The sequence below is a fragment of the Rhodococcus sp. NPDC127593 genome, assembly GCF_042671975.1.
In the GTDB taxonomy this organism is placed as follows: domain Bacteria; phylum Actinomycetota; class Actinomycetes; order Mycobacteriales; family Mycobacteriaceae; genus Rhodococcus_F.
Window position 1 is genome coordinate 107,302 of the sequence record NZ_JBHXWI010000028.1, and the last position, 26,673, is coordinate 133,974.

The following is a 26,673-nucleotide window of genomic DNA, read 5'->3' on the forward strand; positions in this document are numbered from 1 at the left end:
CTCACCCGCTCGACGTGTTCTCGTTAACGCCAGGCGAAGACCGGCTGGTCGAAACCGTCGATCCGGGTGTGCCTGCCGTGCAGAGCGACCTCCCGGAACTGGTACACGACCGCGCCTGTCGGGGCGTGCACGAGGTGACGCCGGAACGGCCACTGGATCACCGGTTTCGACGATTCGGGGATCTCGACGAACCGCGGCTCCGCGTCGATCTCGGGAACGCCCACCGAGAACACTTCCGCCACTTCCTCGCGATTGGGGACAAGGGATGTGATCGGCTGGTCCGACCACACGACGAAGGGGGTGATGACGTACCCGGAGCGCGTGACGTAGTCGTCGAGCCTGCCGAGCACCGCGGACGGCTCCACGTCCAGGCCGAGTTCCTCGTGCAACTCGCGCCGGGCGGCGTCCTCGCCGGTCTCCCCCGGATCCACTCCGCCGCCGGGCAACGCGAACTGTCCCGGATGCGCGCGCATCTTGCTCGGGCGCATGGTCAGCGGAACGGCCTGACCGTCGGCGCCGTCGTTCATCACGGCGATCACGACCGCCGCGGACCGCCGATTCGTGGGGTCCACGATCCGTGGTTCGAAGCGTGCCAGCGCGTCGGCGAGCCGTTCCCTGCTCAGTACGTGCCCATTCACCATCACCCGACAGTATCGCCAGTCGCGGCGAAACCCACGCTTCGGTCCCCGCGTTTCGAACCCCGCGCCGGCCGTCAGCCGAGCAGCTGCTGCCTGATCTCGTTCTTGAGGACCTTCCCCAGTTTGGAACGAGGCAGGTCGGGCCAGACCAGGATTTCCTTCGGGGTCTTCACGCTCCCGATGCGCGCTTTCACGAACGCCGTGAGTGCGTCGGCCTCGATCGGTGTTCCGGCTCGGGACTGGACGACGGCGACGACACGTTCACCCCATTTGTCGTCGGGAAGCCCGATCACCCCGCAGTCCTGGATTCCGGGGTACGCCATGAGCGCCTGTTCCACTTCGACGGAATAGACGTTGAATCCGCCGGTGATGATCATGTCCTTGGCCCGGTCGACGATGAACAGAAAGTTGTCGTCGTCGAGGTACCCGATGTCGCCCGTGTGATGCCAGCCGTGGGCCGACGCGTCCTGCGTCGCAACGGGATTCTTGTAGTACCCCGTCATGACGAGCGAGCTGCGCACGACCACTTCGCCTCGCTCACCGGCAGGCAGCAGCGTCCCCTGCCCGTCCATGATCGCGACGGTGACCAGCGGGGAAGGTCTGCCCGCCGAGCTCAGCCGGGCGGTCGCGACCGAACCGTCCGGGTGGAAATGGTCTTTCGGCGCCATCGTCGCGATCATCATCGGCGCCTCGCTCTGCCCGAACAGCTGGGCCATCACCGGCCCGATCCGGGTCAGCGCTTCTTCGAGCCGCGTCGGGGAGATCGGCGCCGCGCCGTACCAGAAGCATTGCAGCGAACTCAGGTCCGTCGTCTCCAGGTCTGCGTGGTCCAACAGCATGTAGATCAGGGTCGGCGGAAGGAAGGTGTGGGTGACGCGGTCCCGGTCGATGTGCGCGAGGAACTGCCCCAGGTCGGGCGTGGGCATGATGACCACCTGCCCGCCGAGGGTGAGGATCGGAAAACACAGGACACCCGCCGCATGCGTCAACGGCGCGAGAGCGAGGTACACCGGTCTGCCGTCGAACGGGTAGCTCATCAGGGTCAGCGCGGACATCGTCTCGATGTTCCGGCCGGTGAGCATGACACCCTTCGGCCTCCCCGTCGTCCCTCCGGTGCCGACGATCAGCGCGAGGTCGTCGACGGGCTCGACGTCGAGACGTTCGGTACCGAGCCAGTCGTCGAACGGGTGGGCGTACTCCTCGTCGCCGTCGAGACACACGAGGGTCGTCAACAGCGGCAACTGCTGCCGGATCCGATCGACCAAGGGCGCGAACGCCTTCTGGAAGATCAGGCAGCGACAGTCGAAGAGCTCGAGAAGGTCCCGATTCTCCGCCGCCTCGTTCCGCGGGTTGATCGGGCACCACACCGCCCCCGCCCGGCTGATCCCGAACACGCAGGAGAACGCGGTCGGGTCGTTGCCGGACAGGACGGCCACCTTGTCGCCCGCGGCGATCCCCGACCGTGCCAGCGCGGCCGCGACGCGCCGGCTCAGGTCCTGGACATCGGCGTACGACAGCGTCCGGTCGCCCATCGTCAGGCACGGCGACGACGGTCCGAGCGAGGCACCCTTGTCGAGGTAGTCGGTCAAGCGCATTGTGCGGTCCTCCTCGAAGTCGCGGCCGGGACGATCAGCTCTGCACGGTGAGAACCGGCTCCATCACGAGGCCGAAGCTGCGCAGGATTCCCAGGAGTTCGCGATGACCGAACGCCTGGCACGCTGACGCGAGGCCCGTCCGCTTCGGAGGCTGCTGCAACAGGGAGTACGCGGCGTACGCCTGCAGGAGACCCGTCTGCTTGTAGTTGCAGTTGCCGTGGATGACGCAATGCGCCCGACCCAGCGGCCCGGACGCGTACACGGAGTCGAGCGAGGTGTTGACGCGTGGGTTCTCCCTCGGCGGCATCCCCGCCTGCACGGAACCGGCGATCTCCGCGAGCGCCGCGTCCTGCTCGTCCGCGGGAAGGGTCTTGATCTGCTCCTCGACCATCTTCTGCGTCGCGACGACGCCCTCCATCACGGAACGGTCGAACACGCCGCCTGCCGCCTTCACGTTCGCCACCCGCGGATCGTCCTTGAACCAGACGGGATGGCACGTGCCGCCCCACGGCAGCGCGAGGGCCATCTGGTGCTGTCCCGGCACCACGACCTCGAATGTGGTACCAGGGTCCCACTTCTCGTACCGGTTCTGTTCCAGGTAGTACCAGTCGGCTTTGAGGATCGTGAAGATCGTCTGCGTGGACGCGTAGGTGGGAAAACCCTTCCACAACACCAGGATGTCGAGAGTGTCCAATCCCGGCGTTTCCAGAGCGATGTTCGCGGCGATCTCACCGGTGGTGTACATCTGCGCGACGCCGGGAGACAGCAGCAGACCCTTCTCGGCGAACTTGTCGCCGAACTTCGCCTGCACGTCCAGAACCCAGTCCTGCTCACCGGTCGTGTCGGTGTAATGGCATCCCGCGGCGAGGGCCGCCTCGACGACGACGGCGCCGTGTTTGATGAACGGGCCGACCATGTTGCTGACAACCCGTGCGCCGCTGAACAGTTCGGTCAGCGCCGAGACGGTGTGCTCCACCTCGACCACCTCGTGGTCGACGGTGTCCAGCCCGGGAATGCGGTCGAGCACTTCCTGGATCCGCTTCTTGTCCCGGCCCGCGGCGATGAACGGAATGTTGAACTCGCGCAGGTATTCACACACGAGCCGCCCGGTGTATCCGGAGACTCCGTAGACGATGACGGGCTTCTTGTCGGTCATGAGATGCCTTTCAGAATGTGAGAAGAGTCCGGGGAGATCGGTTACATGCCCATGCCGCCGTCTACCGGCAGGCCGATTCCGGTGACGAAGCGAGCGGCGTCGGAGGCCAGGAAGACGACGGTGTCGGCGATGTCCGCGACCTCACCGAGTCGCCCGAGAGGCGTCAGACCGATCACGTCGGCGACCGCGGCGTCGGCGCTGGGCCACAGTCCGAGCCTCTCCATGTCGGCGGCCAGCCCGAGTCCCATCTCGGTGGCGACCAGCCCGGGGTACACGCAGTTCACGCGGACGCCGTACCCGAGTTTGCCGGCCTCCTGGGCCGCGACCCGGGTCAGCCGGTCGACGGCGGACTTGGTGGCGGAGTAGCCGGCGATGCCCGGGAACGGGATCGTCGCGGCCACCGAGGAGACATTGACGATCGCCCCGCCCGCTCCCGCCGGGCCTCCGGGACGCATGGCGCGCAGACCGTGCTTCAGACCGAGCGCGACACCGAGAATGTTGACCTCGCACATCCGGCGGATGTCGGCGGGGTCGATGTCGACCACGAGTGACGAGATCTCGATGCCCGCGTTGTTGACGAGGAGGTCGAGTCCGCCGAGTTGCTCCACGGTGGCAGCGACGGCGCGCTCCCAGTTGCCGTCGTCGGTGACGTCGAGTGTCACGAATCCGGTGTCGACGCCGGACTTCCCGATTGAATCGGCGGTCGCGCGCCCCTCCCCCTCGAGGACGTCGCCGATCACGACTGCCGCACCGGCCTCGGCGAGGGCGGCAGCCATACCGGCACCCAACCCCTTCGCACCACCAGTGACCAGCGCTTTCCGTCCTGCAAGATCACTCACGCTCATTCCGACCTGCCTTCGTACGAGACGATTCGCGGAACCACGTCACGAGACCGAGTCCGCAATGTGGTGTGGATCACAGAGTATTCGACTTTGGACGACTGTCAAGATTTCTCTTGACGACTGTCAAGTTTTTGTTACACAGTCGTCAAGGATGCGGGTTAGACTGATGCACACCGTGCTGGACCATGCGAGCCGAACAGGAAGAATGCCGTGACACCCGTCGCCGAGAAGAACGCCGATCGGGTCTCGCGCCGCCAGGTCGACAAATTCGCCGAGCGCCGGGATCAACTCGCCGAGTCGGCGTTGCAGACCCTCTCGGAACTCGGCTATGCCCGTACCAGTCTCCGGGAGATCGCCCAGAACTCCGAGTTCTCGCACGGCGTCCTGCACTACTACTTCAGCGACAAGGTCGATCTGATCACACACTGCGTGCGGCACTACAAGTCCCGGTGTGTCACGCGATACGACGGCGTGGTCGCCACGGCCCAGACTGCCGAAGAGTTGAAGGCGGGATTCGGCCGGGTGCTGGTGGATTCGCTCCAGGACGAAGCCACCATGCATCGACTCTGGTACGACCTCCGCTCGCAGTCGCTGTTCGAGGAGTCGTTCCGCGCAGACGTCGCCGCGATCGACAAGAGCCTCGAAAACATGATCTGGCGCATCGTGTCCCGGTACGCGGAATTGGCGGGGCGCACGATCACCATCGCCCCGGCCACCATGTACGCGGTCTTCGACGGACTGTTCCAGCAGAGCCTCGCGAGGTATCTGGCGGGGGACGACTCTGCGGCGGACGGCCTCGCGAACAACGTCGATCAGATACTGGCGCTCGTCATTCCGGCACGGTAGAGCCGGTCACTTCTCCGCGGCGGCCTTGATCCGCTGCGCGAAATCGGGTGCGTCCTTCCGGGCCGCCCGCAGTGCGAGAGGTGCGATCAGCTTTCCGATTCCGTGACCCTCCAGCACGTTGAAGATCGTCACCTTGGTTCCTGCGCCCGAGGGTTCGAGGTCGTAACCACCCTCTTTCGCGGTCACGGAATTCTTCGAACGCTCCGCCCAGCGAATCTTCCGGGGCGCCTCGAATTCGGTGATCTCGAACTCCCGCTTCGTGGTCATCCCGGCGTCCTTGACCGTGCTGACGAAGATGGTGCCGACTCCCGGAGGACCGTCCGTCTTCTTCACGATCTCCTGCACCCGGGGACTGAACTCCCGGTCGTTGACCCCCGCGGCGAGGTACTCGAACACTTCCTCGATGGGGCGATTGATCACAACAGCGCCTTCGAACCGTCCAGCCATGCCAGCCTCCCGTTTCCGTGACCTGCCGGGTTCCGACAGTACTCGCGACGTAGCCGCGGCGCGGTCACATCGCCGCCGGGCCGTCGGTCATAGAAGTGACGGCCGGCAACGCGGCGTCTCCTGCAAGGGACCCTGAACACAGGAAGGCTTCGACATGGACACCTCGGTCACCAACAGTTCCCGGGCCGGGCGATCGACCCCGGCACGCCCGTTTCTCTCCACCGCCAGAGGCACCCTCACGCTGACGCTGTTGTGCGCCGTGGCATTTCTCGACTTCGTCGACGCATCCATCGTCAACATCGCCCTGCCCGACATGCGCAGCGACCTGGATATCTCGGTTCAGGAACTGCAATGGGTACCGAGCGCGTACCTCCTCACCTACGGCGGATTCATGCTGCTCGGCGGCCGCCTGGCCGACCTGCTCGGGCGCCGCCGCGTGCTCGTCACCGGCACCGTCATGATCGGGCTGTCGTCGCTGATCGGCGGGTTCGCCGGAAACGCGGAGGTCCTGATCGGCGCGCGACTCGCGCAGGGTGTCGGTGCGGCACTGATGCTTCCGGCCGCGCTGTCGATTCTGACGACGACGTTCGAGGAGGGCCCCGAACGGCATACCGCACTCGGCGTCTGGGCCGGGGTGGGCGGTCTCGCATCGGCCGTCGGTGTCTTTCTCGGCGGCGTGCTCACCGAGGGGCCGGGCTGGCGATGGGTGCTGTTCGTGAACCCTCTGGCATGCGCGCTCGTACTGCCGGCGGTCTTCGCGCTCATTCCCGGCGACCGGCGCCGCGCCCGGTTCGCACACTTCGACGTCGCGGGCAGTGTGCTCGGCACCGGCGGGATGCTGTTGCTCGTCTACGCCCTGGTGAAGGCACCCGACCAGGGATGGGGCAGCGCCCGCACGATCGCTGAGTTCGCCGGTGCATTCGTGCTGATCGCGGCGTTCGTGATCAACGAGCAGCGCAACCCGCACCCCCTGCTGCCGCTGTCGATCTTCCGCATCAAGGGTTTGGCCGCCGCCAACGTCACGGGGCTGATCGCCTTCGCCGGTCTGATCGCGATGTTCTTCTTCCTGACTCTCTACATGCAGAACGTTCTCGGCTACTCCCCCATCCAAACCGGTACGGCCTACCTCCCGCTCTGCCTGGGTGTCGGTATCGCCGCCGGGATCTCCTCCCAGTTGCTCACCCGGACCGGAACCCGTCCCGTCATCGTCGCGGGAGCGCTGGTGGCCTCGGCCGGCCTCTACCTGCTGTCCCGGATCCCCGTCGACGGCACCTATCTCAGCGACCTGCTTCCCGGACTGATGGTCGTGTCGTTCGGTCTCGGCGCCGTCTTCGTCGGCGTCACGACCGCAGCCAACGCCGGTGTGCCTGCCGGCGAGGCGGGGCTCGCGGCAGCGTTGCTGAACGCCTCACAGCAAGTCGGCAGCGCACTCGGTCTCGCGATCTTCGCTGCGATCGCCACCTCACACTCCCAGCATCTGCTCGCAGCGAATTCGCCTGTGCCCGAGGCACTCACCTTCGGCTTCCAGCGAGCGCTGCTGGCCGGCAGCATCTTCCTCGTCGCCGCGGCAGTGATCGGCCTGCGCACCGACAACGCACACGGAGACGGCGAGCACCGCACGAGCTGACCCAGGCGGGCTCGTCAGTCGAGGTTCTCGACGACGAGCCCGGCGAGGCGCTCACGGTCGGCGAGGATGTCGATCTCGACGATCTTCCCCCGCCGGATCGTGACGCCCAGGACCGACAGCAGCTGTCCGTCGGAGATCGCGACCACTCCGGCGGCACCGTTGACGAGCGCCGGATGCGCGAACCGAGCCAGCCGAGCGAACCCGAGGACCCGGCCCGCGACGGTCTCCGCGCCGCGCACCATAGTGGACGCGCCTGCAGGCAACGCTCCGGTATCGGCGCGGAGCACGACATCCGGATCGAGCACCGCCACCAGCGCGTCGAAGTCGCCGTTCCTCGCTGCCCCCAGGAACGCGTCGACGATCGCCCGCTGACGGACCGGATCGGTGTCGGGAACGGGCGCTCCCTGCAGACGCCGGCGTGCGCGGCTGGCCAGTTGCCGGGCGGCCGCCGGGGTTCGCTCCACGATCGGGGCGATGTCCTCGAAGGGCACCGCGAACATATCGTGCAGCACGAACGCCAGTCGCTCCGCAGGAGCGAGCGTGCCGAGGACCACGAGCAGCGCGAGACCAACCGAATCGGCCAGCACCGCCTCGTGTTCGGGGTCGCTGCCCTCCGCCCGGGTCACGATCGGGTCGGGCACCCCCGCGTCCAGGGGAGCTTCCCGCCGTGACCTGCGTGACTGCAGCATGTTCAGGCACACCCGTGCCACCACGGTCGTCAGCCAGCCGCCCAGGTTCTCGACGGTGTCGGCGTCGGTGCGGCTCAGTCGCAGCCAGGATTCCTGCACGGCGTCCTCGGCCTCGCTGAGCGAGCCGAGCATCCGGTAGGCCACCGCGCGCAGGTGCGTGCGATGGGCCTCGAACTGCTGCGCCAGCACGTCGTTCTCGTTCATCGGTCACATCCCTTCGTCGCAGTCTGTCAACTGTGTGACCGGCGAAACTCGGCCGATGTGACAACGGCGCGTCGTCCGTGTCCCTCCGATGCGCGCAATGCGTCCAGTTTCCCTGGTTCCGCTGTCCGATATCGCCGTGGTTAACTGAAATGACGCTCACAGTCTCTGAAGGGCTGGACGGCATGTGGAAAGCGCAGCAGGTCGGACGTCTGTTCCTCGTCTCGGTACTCGCGGCACTGGCCGTGTGCGGGGTGAGCGCCACCGCGTCGGCGCATGTCCCGGCAGTCACCGGGAAGGTCGTCGCGCCGGCACTCTCCCCCGCCAGCGGGCAAGTCGTCGGCATCGCGCATCCTGTCGTCGTCCGGTTCGCGTCACCGGTGCCCGATCGCGCCCTCGCCGAGCGTGGTGTCCGGATCACCCCGTCGACGCCGGTGCCCGGACAGTTCTCCTGGATCGGCGACCGCACCGTGCAGTGGACCCCGGCGCACTTCTGGCCGGCCGACACACGGGTGACCGTCGAGGCGGCGGGCGCGAGGTCGCAGTTCCAGGTGGGTGACGCACTCGTCGCCGTCGCGAACACGACGACGCACCAGTTCACGGTCAGCATCAACGATCAGGTCGTGCAGACCATGCCGGCGTCCATGGGCAAACCCGGATACGAGACACCGCTCGGGACGTTCCCCGTCATCGAGCAGTTCCGCGACATGATCATGGACTCGTCGACGTACGGCGTCCCGATCGACGACGAGGAGGGCTACCGCCTCTACGTCGAGTACGCCACCCGCATCACGTGGGGCGGGATCTTCGTGCACGCCGCACCGTGGTCGGTGAACTCGCAGGGCTTCGAGAACGTCAGCCACGGCTGCATCAATCTCAGCACCGAGAACGCGCAGTGGTTCTACGACAACGCCAAGATCGGCGACCCGGTCATCGTCACGGATTGAGTCCCGGACCGGAGACACAGAAAAGGCGGCTTCCCGTCTCCGGGAAACCGCCTTCGCTGATCATCTGGTCGGGCTGACAGGATTTGAACCTGCGACCACTTGACCCCCAGTCAAGTGCGCTACCAAGCTGCGCCACAGCCCGTCCACACCCTCGTTCAGGTGCTCGATGAGATTACATCAGGGGCAGTCCGTAACGCTAATCGACTGGTCAGGGCACATTCCGTCAGATCAACGACCTCGCCGCTCACGCTTTTCGCGCACCCGCACCGAGATGCGGACGGGGCTGCCGTCGAAATTGAACTCCTCGCGCAGACGCCGCTCCAGGAACCGGCGGTAGCCCGCCTCCAGGAACCCGGTCGTGAACAGCACGAACGTCGGCGGGCGTGTTCCGGCCTGCGTGGCGAACATCACCCGAGGCAGCCGGCCACCGCGCATCGGCGGCGGAGTGGCGGCGACGACCTCCTTGAGCCAGGTGTTGAGCCGGCCCGTGGGAATGCGCTTGTCCCAGGACTCCAATGCGGTGTCCAGGGCGGGGACGAGCTTCTGCACCGCGCGCCCCGTCTGCGCCGAGATGTTGACGCGCTGCGCCCACGGCACCCGCACCAGGTCCCGATCGACTTCCCGATCGAGCTGGAGGCGCCGGTCCTCGTCGACGAGATCCCACTTGTTGAACGCGATGACGAGGGCCCGGCCGGCGTCGGCCACCATGCTCAGCACGCGCAGGTCCTGCTCCGAGACCGGCTCGGATGCGTCGATCAGCAGAATCGCGACCTCGGCGGCCTCGATGGCGCTCTTCGTCCGCAGCGACGCGTAGAACTCGGCGCCGCTGGCGTGGCTGACCCGCTTGCGCAGGCCGGCGGTGTCGACGAAACGCCACGGCCTGCCGCCGAGCTCCACGATCGAGTCGACCGGATCGACGGTGGTACCCGCGACGTTGTGGACCACCGAACGCTCGTCGCCCGACAGCTTGTTCAGCAGGCTCGACTTCCCGACGTTCGGCTTCCCGACCAGAGCCACGCGACGCGGCCCGCCGCCGGGGATGCCTTCACGCGGGGTCTCCGGGAGGGCGGCGAGCACCTCGTCGAGGAGATCGCCGGTCCCGCGGCCGTGCGTCGCGCTCACCGAGTGCGGTTGTCCGAGACCGAGCGACCACAGTGCGGCCACCTCGGATTCGGTGCGGCCGTCGTCCACCTTGTTGGCCACCAGCAGAACCGGGGTCTTGGACCGGCGCAGCACCTTGGCCACGGCCTCGTCCGTTGCGGTGGCGCCGACGACGGCGTCGACCACGAGGAGGATCGCATCCGCGGTCTGCATCGCCAGTTCCGCCTGCCGCGCCACCGACTGCTGCAGGCCCTTGGCGTCGGGTTCCCAGCCACCGGTGTCCTGCACCATGAAGCGGCGGCCACTCCAGTTCGCCTCGTAGGAGACGCGGTCCCGGGTGACACCGGGAATGTCCTCGACCACGGCTTCGCGTCGGCCGATGATCCGGTTGACGAGCGTCGACTTACCGACGTTCGGGCGCCCGACCACTGCGAGGGTGGGAACCGGGACGTGGGACTCTCCGTCGCCGCCGTCTTCGAGGTCCAGGACCTCCCAGTCGGATTCCTCACTCCAGGTGCCGTCGCCTGCGAACTCGGTGGTGAATTGTTCGGTCACTGCCCTGCTCCAATTCTTTCGCTTACCACCAGCAGCAACCTGCCGATCACGTCGTCGATTCCGAGTTCGCTGGTGTCGACCAGCACGGAATCGTCGGCCGGCCGCAGCGGCGACACGGCGCGCGTGGAGTCGAGGTGGTCACGACGCTGCACATCGGCCAGCACGGCCGCGTAGTCGTCGCCTCGTCCTTCCGCGAGATTCTGCGCATTCCTGCGCTGTGCCCGGGCTTCCGCCGAGGCGGTGAGGTAGAACTTCACGTCGGCGTCCGGGATCACGACGGTGCCGATGTCCCGGCCCTCGACGACGATCCGTTCGGCCTCGCCGGCGAGACGACGCTGCGCCGCGACGAGCAGTTCACGCACGGCCGGTACGGCGGAGACAGCCGAGACGGCCTTGGTCACCGCGTCGCCGCGAATCTCCTCCCCCACGTCCTCACCGTCGAGCAGGACCTGCTCGCCTGCCGGGTCGGTGCCGATCGACCACGGCAGACCGGCGGTCGCGTCGGCGATCGCCGCGGGATCGGTGAGGTCCACACCCTTACGCAGCGCATGCAGCGTCGCGATCCGGTACATGGCGCCGGTGTCGAGGTAACGGGCACCGAGCCGCTGGGCCAGCATCCGCGAGACGCTCGACTTCCCGGTTCCGGACGGGCCGTCCATCGCGACGACCAGCGACGAGGTACTCACAGGCCCACCGCCCCGTAGAGACCGCCGACCTCGCCTCGACCGAGTACGCGCAGCGTGCCGGGGCGCTGCTCGCCGAGGGCGACCGCGCCGATGTCCGTCCGGACCAGCCGGATGACGGGGTGTCCCACGGCCTCGAACAGGCGGCGCACGATGTGCTTGCGGCCTTCGTGCAGCGTGACGCGGACGAGCGATTTGCCCTCGTTGATGTCGAGGAGCGTGAACGTGTCGACCTTCGCCGGTCCGTCGTCGAGCTCGACACCCTCTTTGAGTTTCTTTCCGACGCCGCGTTCGAGGGCACCCGACACGGTCGCCAGGTACGTCTTCGACACCTCGAAGGACGGGTGCATCAGTCGATGCGCCAGGTCTCCGTCGTTGGTGAGCAGCAGCAGCCCCTCGGTGTCGGCGTCCAGTCGACCGACGTGGAACAATCGCTGACCTGCGGCGACCCGCTCGGAGACGATGTCGCCGACGCACGGGCGACCCAGGTCGTCCGACATCGTCGACTGCCAGCCGCGGGGCTTGTTCAGCGCGAGGTGGACCAGGTCCTTCTGCACGACTACGCGGACACCGTCCACGCGCACCACTGCGTTCTCGGGGTCGATGCGCAGTCCCTGTTCGATGACGATGCGGCCGTCGACCTCGACGCGACCCTGCGAGATCAGTTCCTCGGCCGCACGGCGCGACGCGACACCGGCCTGGGCGAGAACCTTCTGCAGTCGCATGCCGTCGCCCTGCGGCGGGCCGACGGGCCGATCGGCGGCGTCGGCGTACTGGTGCCGGGCCGGCTTGGCGTTGCTGACCTTGGGCGCCTGGGTCTGGGCGCGCTGCGGCTTGGCCGACTTGGGCTTGCCGCGTTTGTTCTTCGCGGCCGCGGCGTCGGGCCTGCCCGACTTCCCCTTGACGGCGTCCGACCTGGTCGGACGCCGATCGGTCTCGGAGCGGCTCGGTCGCCCTCCGGCTTCCGACCTGTCCGAGCGACCCCCGGTCTCCGACCTGGTGGGGCGCTGCTTCTTGTTGTTGTTGCGATCCGGTGTGCCATCTCGGCGAGCGGGTTTCTTCACTTTTGTACTATCCCTGTCAGTCTTCGGTGTCCAGCCCGGTGTCCAACTCTTCTGTGGAAGCCGTAGCTCTATTCATTCTCGCAAATCGTGGATCAGATTCCAGACTGTCACTGATGTCATCTATCAGATCCACGTCAGGTAACAGCGGAGCCAAGGCGGGAAGATCGGCGAGAGACGCCAAGCCGAGCCGTTCCAGGAAGAGCTCCGTCGTCGAATACTGCGTGGCGTTGGTATCGGGATCGACGCCGGCTTCGGCGATCAATCCGCGAGCGAGAAGTGTGCGCACCACACCATCCACGTTGACGCCGCGCACCGCACTGATCCGTGCGCGGGTCAACGGTTGACGGTATGCCACCACGGCCAGAGTTTCCAAAGCCGCCCTCGTCAGTTTGGACCGCGCGCCGTCGAGCAGGAGTCGTTCCACGTAGGGGGCGTACGCGGTGCGCGTGTAGAGACGCCAACCGTCACCGGCATATCGGAGGTCCATCCCGCTCCCACGGGCGGTGAGCTCGGTGGACATGCGGTTCAGCACGTCGGTGATGCGATTCACAGAAGCGCCGGTCGCGGAGGCGAGTAATTCGGCTCCAGCGGGAGAGTCGACGACCAGCAGCAGCGACTCGAGAACGGCTTCGAGTTCGGTGTCCGACAGCTCGGGTTCTGCGTCGACGGCGCCCAGGTCGTCCGACTCGTCGAACGGGGCCGAACTCATCCGTCATCCTCCTCGGTCACCGGGGCGTGTGTGCCCTCCCCGGTCCAGCTCACCAACAATTCCCCGAGCGGCTCGGGCTGTTCGAACAACACCGACCGCTCGCGATACAGCTCGAGCAGCGCGAGGAATCTCGCCACGATCAGGGCGGTCACCTCGCACTCCGAGACCAGGTCGCCGAAGGTCGCCCATTCCCCGGCTCCTCGTTCGCGGAGCAGTTCCAGCATCCGCGCCGCCTGTTCGGGCACCGACACCGCGTGCATGTCGTGCAGATGGTCGAGTCCCACGGTGGGCTTCGGGCGCGGCGTGAACACTGTCGCGGCGATCTCCGCGAACCGCTGCGGGTCGACACCGAGCAACACTTCCGGCAGCAACCGGGTGAACTGGTCCTCCAGGGCCGCCGAACGCGGGTACCGGCGCAGCGCGGCCGCCTCGAGCTCACCGAACAGTTGCGCCACCTGCTTGTACGCGCGGTACTGCAGCAGCCGGGCGAACAGCAGGTCGCGCGCCTCGAGGAGCGCGAGGTCCTCGGCGTCCTCCACCTGCCCCGCCGGGAGCAGACGCGCCGCCTTCAGGTCGAGCAGCGTCGCGGCGACCACCAGGAATTCGGTGGTCTGATCGAGACCCATCTCCGAGCCGAGCGTGCGGGTGTAGGCGATGAAGTCGTCCGTCACCTGGTGCAGCGCGACTTCCGTCACGTCCAGCTGTCGCTGGTTGATCAGGGTGAGGAGCAGGTCGAACGGTCCCTCGAAATTCCGCAGCGTCACCCGGAAGCCGGGCTTGACCGCGGGCGCCTGCTGATCCTCGGCCTGCGATACCTGGGTCTGCGGGTCCTCGGTCTGCGGTGGAGCCGGAATGTCCTGCGTATTCACCACTTACCGGCCGGACCGGTGAATGACCTCGCGTGCCAGCGCACGGTAAGCCTCGGCGCCGGTCGATTTCGGCGCCCAGGTGGTGATCGGTTCCCCGGCGACCGAGGTCTCGGGGAAGCGCACGGTGCGGTTGATCACGGTGTCGTACACGAGATCCCCGAACACCTCCACCACGCGGGCCATCACCTCGCGGGCGTGCAGGGTCCGCGAGTCGAACATCGTCACCACGATGCCGGCGAGTTCCAGCCGCGGGTTGAGCCGGTCGTGGACCTTCTCGACCGTGTCGTTGAGCAGCGCCAGTCCGCGCAGGCTGAAGTACTCGCACTCCATCGGGATGATCACCGAGTCCGCGCAGGCCAGCGCGTTGACCGTGAGCAGACCGAGGGACGGCTGGCAGTCGATGAGGACGTAGTCGTACCGGTCGAGCACGGGATGCAGCACGCGCCCGAGCGTCTGTTCCCGCCCGACCTCGGTGACGAGCTGGATCTCTGCCGCCGACAGGTCGATGTTGCTCGGCAGAAGGTCGAGGCCCTCGACGCGCGTCCTCATCAGGACGTCGTCGATCGAGACGCGGGGTTCGACGAGGAGATTGTGGACGGTCAGTTCGAGGTCGTGGTGCGCGACTCCGAGGCCCGCGGACAGCGCCCCCTGGGGATCGAGGTCGACGAGCAGGACACGTCGGCCGAATTCGGCCAGCGACGCACCCAGGTTGATCGTCGACGTCGTCTTGCCGACGCCACCCTTCTGGTTGCACATCGCGATGATCTTGGCGGGGCCGTGCGAGGGCAACGGGGTGGGTTCCGGCACCTCACGCGTCGGCCGTCCCGTGGGGCCGAGCTCACCCCCCACGACCACGGCAGCGTCCTCGAACAAGGCTGCGGGTTCGGTTTGCCGCACGTCGAACATGTCGCCCTCCGGTTGCGAGTGCTCTGACTCCGCCGCTGGCGGCTGCGGTGTCACCACGGTCCGATGATCCCCTGTTCTCTCGATGATCGCTGCCGATCCCACATCGTTATACGAACGCTACCGCCTCGTACCGTAAATTTTCCCCTCGACACGCTTTCCGTCACCTCGCCCGGGGGTGCGCTCCGGCCCACACCTCGCGCAGCGCACCCACTGTCACCAGCGTATATATCTGGGTGGTCGTCACCGAGGCATGTCCCAGCAGTTCCTGGACGACGCGGACGTCGGCGCCGCCGTCGAGCAGGTGGGTCGCGAACGAGTGGCGGAGCGCGTGCGGCGACACCGCCGACGAGATGCCCGCCGCGTCCGCCGCGGTCTGCAGCACCTTCCACGCGCTCTGGCGGGCCGGCCTACCGGCACCACCCGCTGCTTGCCGCCCTTTCCCCGCAGCAGCACCGACCGGGTCTCGGTGTCGACATCGTCGACGTCCAGGCCGACGGCTTCGGAGATGCGGGCGCCCGTCGAATACAGCAACTCGAGCAGCGCGCGGTCGCGGACCGCCCGGGGTCCGTCGGCGGGTCCGCTGCCTCCGACCGCCTCCAGCAGCGCCAGTACCTCGTTGACCGGTAGAGACTTGGGGAGCCGTTTCGCCGGCGACGGCGGCCGCACGTCCCGGGCGACGTCCCCGGCAGTCATCCCCTCGGCCGCGGCAAACCGGTGGAATCCGCGCACCGCGATCAGGGCGCGGGCCGCCGAGCTCGCGGCCAGCGGCGGCAGTTCGCGAGCCGGATCGCCGGTTCGCAGAGCGATCACGAAGTCACTGACATCCTGTTCGCGGATCCTGCCGATGTCGGTGACCTCCCGGTCGGCGAGGAACAGCGTGTACCGCTCGAGGTCGCGGCGGTACGAACCGAGGGTGTTGCGGGCAGCTCCGCGCTCGACGGCCAGGTGGTCGAGGTCCGAATCCACCTGCCGCGCTATCACCACGTCATGCCCGCGCGGCCTCGTCCCCGGCGGCACGCGAGCGTTTCCGCTCGCTGAACCTGTCGGGGCGATCGACCCAGGGCGCGGCCACTTCGCGGAGTTCGCCGAGACCGCCCGGCCGGGACCGAGCAGAGGCGAGGGCCATCACCCCGGCCACGGCCGTGGCGTTGACGATGCTCCCGTTCAGCACCATCGACACGACCTCGTCGAGCGGGATCCGCTCGATCTCGAGGTCGGCTTCCTCGTCCTCCGGGTCGGGCCGATCCACGTCGTACAGGTCCTCGGCGAGGAACACGCGCACCGACTCGTCCGTGAACCCGGGCGAGAGAACGACATCCACGAGAACCGCCCAGCGACGAGCCCCGAGCCCGGTCTCCTCCGCCAGCTCGCGCCCGGCGGCGTCGACGGGGTCCTCCCCAGGCTCGTCCAGTAGGCCCGCCGGGATTTCCCACAACCGGCGCCCCACCGGGTGCCGGTACTGGTGGATCAGGACGACCCGGTCCTCGTCGTCGAGCACCACGACGGCGACGGCGCCGTGGTGCTCGACGACCTCACGTTCGGCGGTCCGGCCGTCCGGCATCGCGACGTGATCCACCCGGAGGGCGAGGATCGCGCCGCTGTAGACGGCGCGCGAGTCGAGAGTCTCGAATTCGTGCCGGCCGGTCTCGGTCATGTTCGGTCTCGCCCTATCCCGCGCTGTCGACCGACGCGACCTCGTCGCGGTCGGCGGAGTCGGCGAGTTCGTCATCGGCGGCTACGGCCGCGGCCCGCTCCTCACCGTGCACGTCGACGGGGAGCCGCTCTTCGAGCTTGTGCCTCAGCGCCGCGTCGACGAACGCCGCGAACAGCGGGTGCGGACGCGTCGGACGGCTCTTCAGCTCGGGGTGCGCCTGCGTCGCGACGAAGAACGGGTGCTGGTCGGCCGGGTACTCGACGAACTCGACGAGGTGACCATCGGGCGAGGTTCCGCTGAACCGGAGTCCGCTCTTCGCGATCCGGTCGCGGTACGCGTTGTTGACCTCGTAGCGGTGACGGTGACGCTCCGACACCTCTTCGCTGCCGTACGCCCGGGCGACGACGGACCCCTTCGTCAGGACCGCGGGGTACGCACCGAGGCGCATCGTGCCGCCGAGATCCGCCTCGCCGGCGATGACGTCTTCCTGGTCGGCCATCGTGGAGATCACGGGGTGCGTGGTCTCGGGCTCGAACTCGGCAGAGTTGGCGTCGTCGAGACCCACGCTGCGCGCGGCCTCGATCACGACGCACTGCAGGCCGAGGCACAGTCCGAGCAGCGGGATCTTCCGGTGGCGGGCGTACCGGATGGCGCCGAGCTTGCCCTCGATACCTCGGATTCCGAAGCCGCCGGGAATCAGCACGCCGTCGACCTCGCCGAGTGCGGCCTGCGCGCCCGTCTCCGTCTCACACGCGTCGGACGGCACCCAGGAGATTTCCACCTTCGAGCGATTCGCGAACCCGCCGGCGCGCAGCGCCTCGGTGACGGACAGGTAGGCGTCCGGCAGGTCGACGTACTTTCCGACCAGCGCGATCCGCACGGTCTCGCGCGGCTGGTGGACGCGCTCGAGCAGGTTGCCCCACACGGTCCAGTCCACGTCGCGGAACGGCAGACCCAGCTGACGCACCACGTACGCGTCGAGGCCCTCGCTGTGCAGCACCTTCGGGATGTCGTAGATCGAGGGCGCGTCGGGGGTCGAGATGCACCCGTCGACGTCGACGTCGCACATGAGCGCGATCTTGTTCTTCAGCGCCGGGGGAACCTCCCGGTCGCAGCGCAGGATCAGCGCGTCGGGCTGGATACCGATGTTCCGCAGCGCCGCAACCGAGTGCTGGGTGGGCTTCGTCTTGAGCTCACCCGACGGCGCCAGGTACGGAACCAGGGAGACGTGGAGGAAGAAAACGTTGTCGCGACCGACGTCGTGGCGCACCTGACGGGCGGCCTCGAGGAACGGCTGCGACTCGATGTCGCCGACGGTGCCACCGATCTCCGTGATGACGACGTCGGGCTGGTGTCCCTGGAGGTCCGGTCCGCTCATGGCGAGGATCCGGCTCTTGATCTCGTCCGTGATGTGCGGGATGACCTGGACGGTGTCGCCCAGGTATTCGCCGCGCCGCTCCTTGGCGATGACCGTCGAATACACCTGGCCGGTGGTCACATTCGCCTGACCGGACAGGTCGCGGTCGAGGAAGCGCTCGTAGTGGCCGACGTCGAGGTCGGTCTCGGCGCCATCCTCGGTGACGAACACCTCACCGTGCTGGAAGGGGTTCATCGTGCCCGGATCGACGTTGAGATACGGATCCAGTTTCTGCATGGTCACGCGCATTCCTCGCGCGGTCAGCAATTGCCCGAGGCTCGAGGCTGTGAGGCCCTTGCCGAGTGAGGAGGCGACGCCGCCGCTCACGAAGATGTGCTTGGTAGCGGTACGCGAATGAGTGCGTGACTGTGGCAAAGGGGCTCCCGTGACGACTGTGCAGGGCTTGGTCTGTTCGAGCAATGCTGGGGCCTGCCGACCCACGGGACTTCACGGTAACACCTTGTCGTACGTCCCGGAAACAACGCGCCGCGATTGCCCGCCCCGATGTGACGCGCGCTACGCCGGGGTGGCCCCCACGGTGACTCCGGTGGTGCCGGGCCCGGTGCCGTACCGGCCGGCGCCGCCGTTCAGTTGCTCCTGCAGCGCGAGCGGGACGGTGATCTTGCCCGCTTCCCGGTCGATGTTGTCGATCGTGGTCAGCGCCGCGGAGAGGGCCGCGTCGGCCCGCGCCACGGCGACCGCACCGTTGCCCTGCGCCGACGCCGGACGTCCGGCGAGAACCGCCCCGGCACCGCGCGAATCCAGCGCGCCCGCGAACCGGGCCACCACCGCACCGCGATTGCCGCTGACGCCGTCCTCCACGTCGCGATCTCCGGTCAGCACCACAGCGACCTGTGCCGGTTGGACTGCACCGTCGTCGTAGCTGACGAATCCCGCACCGCGGAGGGTCTCCAGGGCCAGCGCCATCTCCTGCGCGGAACTCTGTGGCTGGCCCGTCTCCTTGCCGAGCATGAGGACCGAGCCCAGCAGGTCGCCCGCGAGACTGCCCTGGTCGACGGCCCCGGTCTTCAGCGTGACACCCGCAGGGATCACGTTGTTGACGACCGTCCGCAGCCGGTCACCGCCCGTGGCGTCCACGAACGAATCGGTCAACGAGACCCGGCCGGTCACCGACCCACCGGCCTGCGCGATCATGCGGTTGACCCCGTCGAGGTCGGCGGGGTCGGCATCCGGGGTCGTCACGACCATCACGGTGCGTTGTGCGAGCGAGTCGGCCACCACGCGGCCACCCACCGCAGAATCGAAGCCGTCCGCCGAGTTCAACTGCTCGGTCAGCTGGTTGTTGCGTTCGTTCGCCTTCTCCACGTCGGTCTGCAGGTCGGCCTTGTCGTCGCGCAGTCCCGACACGAGACCGCTCGACAACAGGCCGGAGCCCATCACCACGCCGATTGCCAGAGCCAGGAAGATCGCCGCTATGGAAATGGCATGTTGACGCAGAGAAATCACTTGAAGAACCCTTGGACCCACAACGCGAAGCTGTTCCACGTCGCGACGGCCCAGTCCAGTGCCTCACCACCGATGTTCGACACCACCAGGGCCACGATCACCGCCACGAGAGCGGCCAGCACGAGCAGCGCGATCGCCCCGCCCGACACCCGGCTCCGGTACAGGGTCGCCACGGCCTTCGCGTCCACCAGTTTCGGCCCGACCTTCAGGCGGGTCATGAACGCCGACGGGTTGCTGTCGCGGCGTCCGCGGTCGAAGAATTCGTCGAGGGAGACGGTGCTCCCGACCGTGACGATCAGCGACGCGCCGTGATGATCGGCCAGCAGCAGCGCCAGGTCGGACGGGGACCCCGACGCGGGGAACGTCATCGCTCCGATGCCGAGGTCCTGGATCCGTGACAGACCGGGTGCGTGACCGTCCTGGTCGGCGGGAAGAACCACCTCGGCGCCCGACTTCAACGTGGCACTCGTGATGTCCTCGGGGTCGCCGACGATGAGATCCGGGCGATAGCCCGCCGACTTCAGGACGTCGGCGCCTGCCCCGACGCCGATGAGGATCGGCGAGTACTCCTTGATGAACGGCTTGAGGTTCTTCAGGTCGGACGCGTGATCCGGGCCGTCGGACACGATCACGACGTGCCGTTCCTTCATGTCGACGTCGACGTCGGGGACTCCGACACCGTCGATCAACAGCGGACTCTCGGTGCGGATGAACTCGATGGTGTTGCCGGAGAACGCCTCGAGGTGGTCGACGAGACCGGTCTTCGCCTCGATCATCCGGTCGGAGATCTCCGCCTCGGTCTGTTCGTCGCCCTTGGCGATGCGCCGCTCCCCGGAGTAGACACCTCCCCCGTTCACCCGGACCTTGCTGCCGTCCTTGATGCTCTTGAAGATCTCGGCGCCGGCCGAATCCACCAGGAGGATGCCGTTGGCGACGATCACCTCCGGACCGAGGTTGGGATAACGCCCCGAGATCGAGGGCGACGCGTTGATCACTGCGAGAACGCCGGCCTTCACCAGGGCGTCCGCGGTCCCGCGATCGAGGTCGAGCTCGTCGAGAACGACGATGTCACCGGGTCCGACGCGTCGCAGCAACTTGGCCGTGTTGCGATCCACCCTGGCGATGCCGCTGACCCCAGGCAAAGTTTCGGTGTTACGTGACAGCAGTGCCGGCATCTTCATGAGTTCGATGATGGACCGGAAGCAGGACCGACCTGTGGAGGCGCGCCGAACCGTTTACCACATCAGTCACACCATTACCACGGGTGCAGCCGACGGTCCGCCGGACCGGTTCAGACGGAACGCTCGGCGTTGGCGGTGGCCAACAGTTCCTCCGCGTGGGCGCGCCCGGTCTCCGTGTCGTCGAGTCCGGCGAGCATCCGGGCCAGTTCCACCACCCGCTCGTCATCGGTGAGTGTGTGCACACCGCTGCTGACGACGCCGTCCGCGTCGTCGACCTTGTCGACCACCAGGTGAGTGTCCGCGAACGCCGCGACCTGCGGCAGGTGCGTCACGACGATGACCTGGTGCGTCCGGGCGAGCCGGGCCAGTCGCCGGCCGATCTCGACCGCGGCCCGGCCGCCGACGCCGGCGTCGACCTCGTCGAACACCATCGTCGCGCCCGAATCGGACCCGGCGAGCACTACCTCGAGGGCCAGCATCACGCGCGAGAGTTCACCGCCGGACGCGCTCTTGCTGATGGGTAGCGACTGTGCACCGCTGTGCGCCGACAGCCGGAATTCCACTTCGTCGACGCCGGACGATCCCGCGTGCAGTTCCGTGCCGTCGACGGTGAGCGGTGCCGTGTCCTGCGGTCCGGCGATCCGGGGCCGGACCGACACCTCGAGAGCGGCCCGGCCCATCGCCAGACCTGCAAGTTCGGAACTGACCGCCTTGGCGAGCTTGACCGCCGCCTTGACGCGGGCCGCGGTCAGCTTCGACGCGGCCTCGGCGGTGGACGCCGCCGACTCCTCGACCTGCTTCGTCAACGCCGCCAATGCATCGGAGGACACGTCGATCTTCTCGAGCCTCGCACGGGCGTTGCCTGCCCATTCCAGTACGCCGTCGACGTCGGCGGCGTACTTGCGGGTGAGGTTCTTCAGTTCCGCCTGCCGCGACAGCAGGGAGTCCAGCGCCCCCGGATCCGCCGGAAGCCCGGCGAGATACGTGGTCAGATCCGCGGAGACGTCGGTGACCACCGCGATCGCATCGGCGAGCCGCGGTCCGAGCCCGTCGAGTTCGGGGTCGGTGGCCGATTCGATCCGGGCCCGCGCCTCGGACAACAGATCCAGCGCGGGTGCGCCGACGCCGTCGCCGTCCATGTCGTCGCCGCCGGCGAGCGCGGCGTGCGCTTCCTCGGCCGCCGAGCGCAGCGAGTCGAGTTCACTGAGCCTGCGCACCTCCGACACGATCGACTCGTCCTCGCCCGGGGTGGGGGCGACGCCGTCGATCTCGTTCAGGGCGAACGTCAGCTGGTCGGCTTCCTGCGCGAGTTCCCGGGTACGCCCGGTGCGTTCGATCAGCTCGGATCGCGCGGTCACCCATTCGTCGCGGTGCTTGCGGTACCGCGCCAGCAGCGGGCCGACCGTCTTGTCCGCGAACCTGTCCAGGGCGGCGCACTGCTGGTCCGGGCGGAGCAGCCGCAGCTGATCGTTCTGCCCGTGCACGGTGAGCAGCGGATCGGTGAACTCGGACAGCACGCCCGCCGGAACACTGCGCCCACCCAGGTGGGCGCGGGACCGTCCGTCGCTGCCGACGGTCCGCACCGCGATGATGGTGCCGTCCTCGTCGCGCTCGGCGCCGGTCGATTCGAGCAGCCGGGCGACGGCACGTTCGACGTGCTCCGAACCCTCGTCCGTCATGAACCGGCCCTCGACCACGGCACGGGGAGCGCCGAGACGCACCCGGCCCGCGTCCGCTCGCGCGCCGCTGAGCAGGTGCAGGCTCGTCACCACCATCGTCTTGCCCGCACCGGTCTCACCGGTGAGCACCGTCAAACCTTCGTGGAATTGCGCCGACGCCTCGGAGATCACACCGAGGTTGTCGATCCTGATCTCTGCCAGCACGTCTAGGGCTTCCTTCCTCGCCACCCGGTGACGGGCAGCTCGAACTTTCGCACCATCCGGTCCGCGAACGGCGCCGAATCCAGTCGTATCCAACGAACGGGTTCCTTGCCACGCACCACCTCGACGCGAGCGCCCGCGGGCAGCTCGAGGGTCCGGCGACCGTCGCAGAACACCAGACCGTCGTGGCTGCCTGCCACCGTCTCCACCGCGATCAGCGAATTCGGGCTCGTCACGAGAGGGCGCGCGAACAGCGCGTGCGCGTTGCTCGGGACCACCAGCAGGGCCTCCAACTCCGGCCACACCACGGGGCCGCCGGCCGAGAACGCGTATGCCGTCGACCCGGTCGGGGTGGAGATGAGGACACCGTCGCAGCCGAACGCCGACACGGGGCGGCCGTCCACCTCGAGCACCACCTCGAGGACACCGAGCCGGGACCGGTTCTCGATGCTCGCCTCGTTGAGTGCCCAGCCGCGTTCGATGATCTCGTCGTCCACCCGGACCAGCACGTCCAGCGTCATGCGGTGTTCGATGCGGTATTCACGACGCACCACCTGGGCGAGCGCCTCGTCGAGGTGCTCGGCCTCCGTTTCCGCGAGGAACCCGATCCGGCCCAGGTTGATGCCCAGAACCGGAATGGACGCGGCCTGGGCGAGTTCCGCTGCCCGGAGGAATGTTCCGTCCCCGCCGAGGACGAGCACCATCTCGCAACCGAGGGCGGCGTCGGGGCCGGCCTCCACGATGGTGACTTCCAGCCCGGGAACCAGGAATTCGTCGGCCGCCATGCCGTCCATCGGTTCGATGCGGGTGCTGTCGACCTCGTCGACGAGGACGCGCAGTCCGATCCCGGCCCGCTCGAAGATCTTGCCGACACGTCGCGCGGTCTCCGTGATCTCGGCGCGGCCCGGGTGCGCCACGAGCAGGATCTCCCGCTCGCGTTGCCGGGCGCCGCTGCTTCCCCCGCTCACTGTGGTCCCTCCTGCACCGCGGTGCGGATCAACTCTTCTACCGACTCGACCGGTCCATCATCCGTCCCGGGTGTGACATCCGCGCGGAGCCACAGGAAGTACTCGACGTTCCCCGACGGTCCCGGCAGCGGACTGGCCACTGCACCGACGGTACGCAGTCCCAGCGACGCTGCCGTATTCGCGACATCCAGCACCGCGGCGACGCGCAGCTCCGGGTCCCGCACCACGCCACCGGAGCCCACGTGGTCCTTGCCGACCTCGAACTGCGGCTTCACCATCGGAATCAGATCTGCGCCCTCGGCCACGCAGGCGACGAACGCCGGGAGGACGAGCTTCAGGGAGATGAACGAGAGGTCCGCGACCACCAGATCGACCGGGCCGCCGATCTGCTCGGCGTCGATGGATCGCACGTTGGTCCGGTCCACGACATGGACGCGGTCGTCGGACTGCAGCCGCCACACCAGCTGGCCGTAGCCGACGTCCACCGCCACGACCTCCCGCGCGCCGCGGTGAAGCAGCACATCGGTGAAGCCGCCGGTGGACGCGCCGGCGTCGAGGCAACGCCTGGCCTCGACCTCGAGTCCGCGGGGCCCGAAGGCCTCGAGCGCACCGAGAAGTTTGTGCGCCCCGCGCGATGCCCAGGACACTTCGTTGTCGACCTCGACCACCCGCAACGGAGTTCCCGCTTCGATTGCGGTGGCCGGTTTGGTGGCCGCCGCACCCGAGATCAGGACTCGGCCGGAGGAGATGAGTTCTTGCGCGTGCTCACGGGACCGGGCCAGTCCCCGCCGAACGAGTTCGGCATCCACCCGTGCTCGACGGGCCACGTCAGATCTTGTCCACGGTGGCCAGCGCCTCCACCAGCACGTCGTGCGCCTTCTCGAGCAGATGGGCTTTGCGTGGGATGACTCCGACGCCGTGCTCGTCGTCAGGATCCGGTTCGACGGCTCCGAGACGCGACAACAATCCGTCGACCTCCGTGTGGATCTTCTCGGGGTCGACACTCTGAGGAGGCCCAGGTAAATGGGCTCCCGGGCGCGGTATTGGCGTGCTCATCGGGCACAACGCTAGTCCATCGCGTTCCGATACGCATACAGCGAATCGCGTGACGAACAACGCGGGTCTGCCGGGTTTCAGGCACCCCAGCCGGAGACGACCGCACTCACCGCGGGCGTCGTCGACGTGATCCGCGCGAAGTCGGGGAACTTCCAGGCGCCGACGGTCGCGGCCCGCAGCAGCGCCGCCGATTCCACCGGCTCGGCGGAATCGGTGGTCGGTTCGATCACCAGGTCGGTACCGTCGAACTCGACGGACCACCGGCTGTCCTCACCGATGAGGGATTCCTCGGCGGACCGGTTGAGCGCGTCCAGTTCGGACGCCAGATAGGTGGGCCGTTGCTCCGGGGCGGCGCGCAGCACGTCGACCGCGGTGCTCACGCCGGTGAGCACCAGCAGCGAGTCGAGACCGACGTTGTTGGCGCCTTCGATGTCGGTGTCCAGCCTGTCGCCCACGACGAGCGGGCGCACACAACTGCTGCGGCGCATCGCATCCTCCATGAGCGGCGCGGCCGGTTTACCCGCCACGAGCGGTTCGCGGGACGTCGCCGTGCGTAGCGCTGCGACCATCGATCCGTTGCCGAGGACGAGTCCGCGTTCGGTGGGGAGGGTCGAGTCCAGGTTCGCCGCCACCCAGACCGCACCAGCCCGGATCGCGAGCGTCGCCTCGGCGAGTATCGCCCAGTCCGTCGTCGGCGAATGTCCTTGAACGACAGCAGCGGGCGCGTCCTCGAACGACCGCACCGGGCGCAGCCCGACGTTCCGGACTTCGTCGGCGAGCGCTTCGGTCCCCACGATGAGCACCGGTGAATCGGGTGCGACGTTCTCCGCGAGCAGCCTGGCGGCGGACTGCGAACTCGTCACCACCGTCGACTCGTCGGCGTCGAAGCCGAGTTCGGTCAGGTGTTCAGCGACCTCGCCCGGTCTGCGACTGGCGTTGTTGGTCACGTAGTAGCACGACTGCTCCCCGGCCGCCAAAGCCTCTCGCGCACCGGGGATTTCCTGCGGACCCTGGTACAGGGTGCCGTCGAGGTCGAGCAGGAGGGCGTCGTAACCGTCGCGCAGGGCCGTCACTGATCGTCTCCGGTCAGTTCGGCCACACGCTCCTCCGCGTCGGTGTCACCCTCGAGATCCGCCGCGGCGGAATTGAGGAACCACTTGAGTCCGTCCTCGATGCGACCTGCCGCCACCAGGGCATCCGCGTACGCGTAGAACAGACGAGCGGGACCGGGACCGGTCCGCGAGGCGTCGAGATCGGGGGTCTGCAGCGTGACCACGGCCTGGTCGAACTGACCGAGGTCCATGCGCGCTCCGGCGACCACCATGCGCAGCTCGGCTGCCTCGTCACCGGACAGTGCAGCAGCTTCCTCGCTCCGCCCGAGTTCGATCGCACGCTCCGGGCGGCCCAGTCCACGTTCGCAGTCCGCCATCACCGCGAGCAGTCCGGGACCACCGGCCATGCGGCGAGCGGCGCGCAACTCCGACAGCGCCTCCGCCCATTCGCCCGCGTGATACGCGGTGATACCGGCGGCCTCACGCACGATGGCGATACGGCCCGCGCGTTGGCGCGCGGCGCGGGCATGCGCGAGCGCAAGTCTCGGATCGTCGTCGACGAGCTTGCCGGCCATCACCAGGTGACGCGCAACCGTGTTCGCGTTCGTCTTGTCCAGGCTCAGGAGGTCGCGTCGTACAGCGGGATCGAGCTCGCCGGCCTCGACGTTCTCGGGCAGATCCGGTTCGTCCGGGCGCGCCTGCTGCCGCTGCGGACGGTCGCCTTCACGTCCGCGAGGGGCGAAGCCGCCCTCGCCGCCACGACGGGGTCCGCCACCGCGGCGATCGCCCCCGGCGCCGCCACGGTTGTCGCGCGGATCACGACGGGGACCACCGGAGGAGCCACCACGACCCGAACCGCCGGCGCCGCCACGATCGCTACCGGACGCACCGCCACGATTGCTGTTGGAGGCACCGCCTCGATTATTGGAGGCACCGCCTCCACGGAAGGACCGACGTCCGTCGTCACTCTCCGACACAGTCATTCCTTTCATACAAACCACGAAAGGGGACCCAATATATTGGGTCCCCTTTCGGTAACGGATGTTCGGCGGTGTCCTACTCTCCCACACCCTGTCGGGTGCAGTACCATCGGCGCTGGAGGGCTTAGCTTCCGGGTTCGGAA

At 67.9% G+C, this 26,673-nt stretch carries 25 protein-coding genes, 1 tRNA gene and 1 pseudogene; 3 read left to right on the plus strand and 24 right to left on the minus strand.

Annotated elements, in window-relative coordinates:
- Positions 1–23 precede the first annotated feature (23 nt).
- From ACFVJ3_RS25715 to ACFVJ3_RS25730, 4 genes are all read right to left on the minus strand, one after another.
- Positions 24–641: an NUDIX hydrolase gene (locus ACFVJ3_RS25715; RefSeq protein ID WP_378454735.1), complete on the minus strand. Its 618-nt coding sequence runs from the start codon at positions 639–641 to the stop codon at positions 24–26.
- A 71-nt stretch (positions 642–712) separates the two neighbouring features.
- Positions 713–2,233: a long-chain fatty acid--CoA ligase gene (locus ACFVJ3_RS25720; protein WP_378454736.1), complete on the minus strand. Its 1,521-nt coding sequence runs from the start codon at positions 2,231–2,233 to the stop codon at positions 713–715.
- Between the two features lie 34 nt (positions 2,234–2,267).
- Positions 2,268–3,389, minus strand: a complete 1,122-nt coding sequence (locus ACFVJ3_RS25725) for a DUF5938 domain-containing protein (RefSeq protein WP_378454737.1) — start codon at positions 3,387–3,389, stop codon at positions 2,268–2,270.
- A 41-nt stretch (positions 3,390–3,430) separates the two neighbouring features.
- Complete coding sequence (locus ACFVJ3_RS25730; RefSeq protein WP_378454738.1) at positions 3,431–4,234, minus strand: SDR family NAD(P)-dependent oxidoreductase; 804 nt, start codon at positions 4,232–4,234, stop codon at positions 3,431–3,433.
- Positions 4,235–4,441: 207 nt separating this feature from the next.
- On the opposite strand from ACFVJ3_RS25730, the gene ACFVJ3_RS25735 reads away from it, so the two are divergent.
- On the plus strand, positions 4,442–5,077 hold the full coding sequence (locus ACFVJ3_RS25735; RefSeq protein ID WP_378454739.1) for a TetR/AcrR family transcriptional regulator: 636 nt from the start codon (positions 4,442–4,444) through the stop codon (positions 5,075–5,077).
- Between the two features lie 6 nt (positions 5,078–5,083).
- Here ACFVJ3_RS25735 and ACFVJ3_RS25740 read toward each other — a convergent pair whose 3' ends face one another.
- Positions 5,084–5,524: an SRPBCC family protein gene (locus ACFVJ3_RS25740; RefSeq protein WP_378454740.1), complete on the minus strand. Its 441-nt coding sequence runs from the start codon at positions 5,522–5,524 to the stop codon at positions 5,084–5,086.
- A 154-nt stretch (positions 5,525–5,678) separates the two neighbouring features.
- Between ACFVJ3_RS25740 and ACFVJ3_RS25745 the strand changes: the two genes are divergently transcribed.
- Positions 5,679–7,151: an MFS transporter gene (locus tag ACFVJ3_RS25745; protein WP_378454741.1), complete on the plus strand. Its 1,473-nt coding sequence runs from the start codon at positions 5,679–5,681 to the stop codon at positions 7,149–7,151.
- A gap of 14 nt (positions 7,152–7,165) precedes the next feature.
- On the opposite strand, the gene ACFVJ3_RS25750 is transcribed toward ACFVJ3_RS25745, so the two are convergent.
- Complete coding sequence (locus ACFVJ3_RS25750; protein ID WP_378454742.1) at positions 7,166–8,044, minus strand: sigma-70 family RNA polymerase sigma factor; 879 nt, start codon at positions 8,042–8,044, stop codon at positions 7,166–7,168.
- Between the two features lie 182 nt (positions 8,045–8,226).
- Between ACFVJ3_RS25750 and ACFVJ3_RS25755 the strand changes: the two genes are divergently transcribed.
- Positions 8,227–8,988 (plus strand): L,D-transpeptidase family protein, encoded by a 762-nt coding sequence (locus ACFVJ3_RS25755; RefSeq protein WP_378454759.1) that lies wholly within the window; start codon positions 8,227–8,229, stop codon positions 8,986–8,988.
- 65 nt (positions 8,989–9,053) lie between these two features.
- Here ACFVJ3_RS25755 and ACFVJ3_RS25760 read toward each other — a convergent pair.
- The 18 genes and pseudogenes from ACFVJ3_RS25760 to ACFVJ3_RS25845 form a co-directional block, all read right to left on the minus strand.
- Positions 9,054–9,130: transfer RNA gene (locus tag ACFVJ3_RS25760), tRNA-Pro, on the minus strand.
- Between the two features lie 86 nt (positions 9,131–9,216).
- The gene (gene der, locus ACFVJ3_RS25765) at positions 9,217–10,644 is read right to left on the minus strand and encodes a ribosome biogenesis GTPase Der (RefSeq protein WP_378454743.1); all 1,428 of its coding nucleotides are present in this window, start codon (positions 10,642–10,644) and stop codon (positions 9,217–9,219) included.
- Positions 10,641–11,330 (minus strand): (d)CMP kinase, encoded by a 690-nt coding sequence (gene cmk, locus ACFVJ3_RS25770; protein ID WP_378454744.1) that lies wholly within the window; start codon positions 11,328–11,330, stop codon positions 10,641–10,643. Before cmk ends, der begins: the two co-directional genes overlap by 4 nt.
- Positions 11,327–12,391, minus strand: a complete 1,065-nt coding sequence (locus tag ACFVJ3_RS25775) for a pseudouridine synthase (protein ID WP_378454745.1) — start codon at positions 12,389–12,391, stop codon at positions 11,327–11,329. The genes cmk and ACFVJ3_RS25775 overlap by 4 nt, the downstream gene beginning before the upstream one ends.
- Positions 12,392–12,407: 16 nt before the next feature.
- Positions 12,408–13,100, minus strand: coding sequence for an SMC-Scp complex subunit ScpB (gene scpB, locus ACFVJ3_RS25780; protein WP_378454746.1), 693 nt, complete (start codon positions 13,098–13,100; stop codon positions 12,408–12,410).
- The gene (locus ACFVJ3_RS25785; protein ID WP_378454747.1) at positions 13,097–13,972 is read right to left on the minus strand and encodes a segregation and condensation protein A; all 876 of its coding nucleotides are present in this window, start codon (positions 13,970–13,972) and stop codon (positions 13,097–13,099) included. Before ACFVJ3_RS25785 ends, scpB begins: the two co-directional genes overlap by 4 nt.
- Positions 13,973–14,977 carry a ParA family protein gene (locus ACFVJ3_RS25790; protein WP_378454748.1) on the minus strand — a complete coding sequence of 335 codons (1,005 nt, stop codon included), beginning with the start codon at positions 14,975–14,977 and terminating at the stop codon, positions 13,973–13,975.
- A gap of 58 nt (positions 14,978–15,035) precedes the next feature.
- A pseudogene (locus ACFVJ3_RS25795) lies at positions 15,036–15,859 on the minus strand (tyrosine-type recombinase/integrase).
- A 1-nt stretch (position 15,860) separates the two neighbouring features.
- Positions 15,861–16,529 (minus strand): NUDIX domain-containing protein, encoded by a 669-nt coding sequence (locus tag ACFVJ3_RS25800; RefSeq protein ID WP_378454749.1) that lies wholly within the window; start codon positions 16,527–16,529, stop codon positions 15,861–15,863.
- Between the two features lie 13 nt (positions 16,530–16,542).
- Entirely contained in the window at positions 16,543–18,321 is a 1,779-nt protein-coding gene (locus ACFVJ3_RS25805; protein WP_378454750.1) for a CTP synthase, read from the minus strand.
- A 141-nt stretch (positions 18,322–18,462) separates the two neighbouring features.
- The gene (locus tag ACFVJ3_RS25810) at positions 18,463–19,413 is read right to left on the minus strand and encodes a copper transporter (protein ID WP_378454751.1); all 951 of its coding nucleotides are present in this window, start codon (positions 19,411–19,413) and stop codon (positions 18,463–18,465) included.
- The gene (gene steA / locus ACFVJ3_RS25815) at positions 19,410–20,594 is read right to left on the minus strand and encodes a putative cytokinetic ring protein SteA (protein ID WP_005243185.1); all 1,185 of its coding nucleotides are present in this window, start codon (positions 20,592–20,594) and stop codon (positions 19,410–19,412) included. The genes ACFVJ3_RS25810 and steA overlap by 4 nt, the downstream gene beginning before the upstream one ends.
- 110 nt (positions 20,595–20,704) lie before the next feature.
- Positions 20,705–22,477, minus strand: coding sequence for a DNA repair protein RecN (gene recN, locus ACFVJ3_RS25820; protein ID WP_378454752.1), 1,773 nt, complete (start codon positions 22,475–22,477; stop codon positions 20,705–20,707).
- 2 nt (positions 22,478–22,479) lie between these two features.
- A complete protein-coding gene (locus tag ACFVJ3_RS25825; protein ID WP_378454753.1) occupies positions 22,480–23,442 on the minus strand; it encodes an NAD kinase in 963 nt (320 codons plus the stop codon).
- Entirely contained in the window at positions 23,439–24,269 is an 831-nt protein-coding gene (locus ACFVJ3_RS25830; RefSeq protein ID WP_378454754.1) for a TlyA family RNA methyltransferase, read from the minus strand. The genes ACFVJ3_RS25825 and ACFVJ3_RS25830 overlap by 4 nt, the downstream gene beginning before the upstream one ends.
- A gap of 1 nt (position 24,270) precedes the next feature.
- A complete protein-coding gene (locus tag ACFVJ3_RS25835) occupies positions 24,271–24,498 on the minus strand; it encodes a hypothetical protein (RefSeq protein WP_043943807.1) in 228 nt (75 codons plus the stop codon).
- 77 nt (positions 24,499–24,575) lie between these two features.
- On the minus strand, positions 24,576–25,571 hold the full coding sequence (locus ACFVJ3_RS25840) for an HAD-IIA family hydrolase (RefSeq protein WP_378454755.1): 996 nt from the start codon (positions 25,569–25,571) through the stop codon (positions 24,576–24,578).
- Positions 25,568–26,533: a tetratricopeptide repeat protein gene (locus tag ACFVJ3_RS25845; RefSeq protein ID WP_378454760.1), complete on the minus strand. Its 966-nt coding sequence runs from the start codon at positions 26,531–26,533 to the stop codon at positions 25,568–25,570. Before ACFVJ3_RS25845 ends, ACFVJ3_RS25840 begins: the two co-directional genes overlap by 4 nt.
- Between the last annotated feature and the right edge of the window lie 140 nt (positions 26,534–26,673).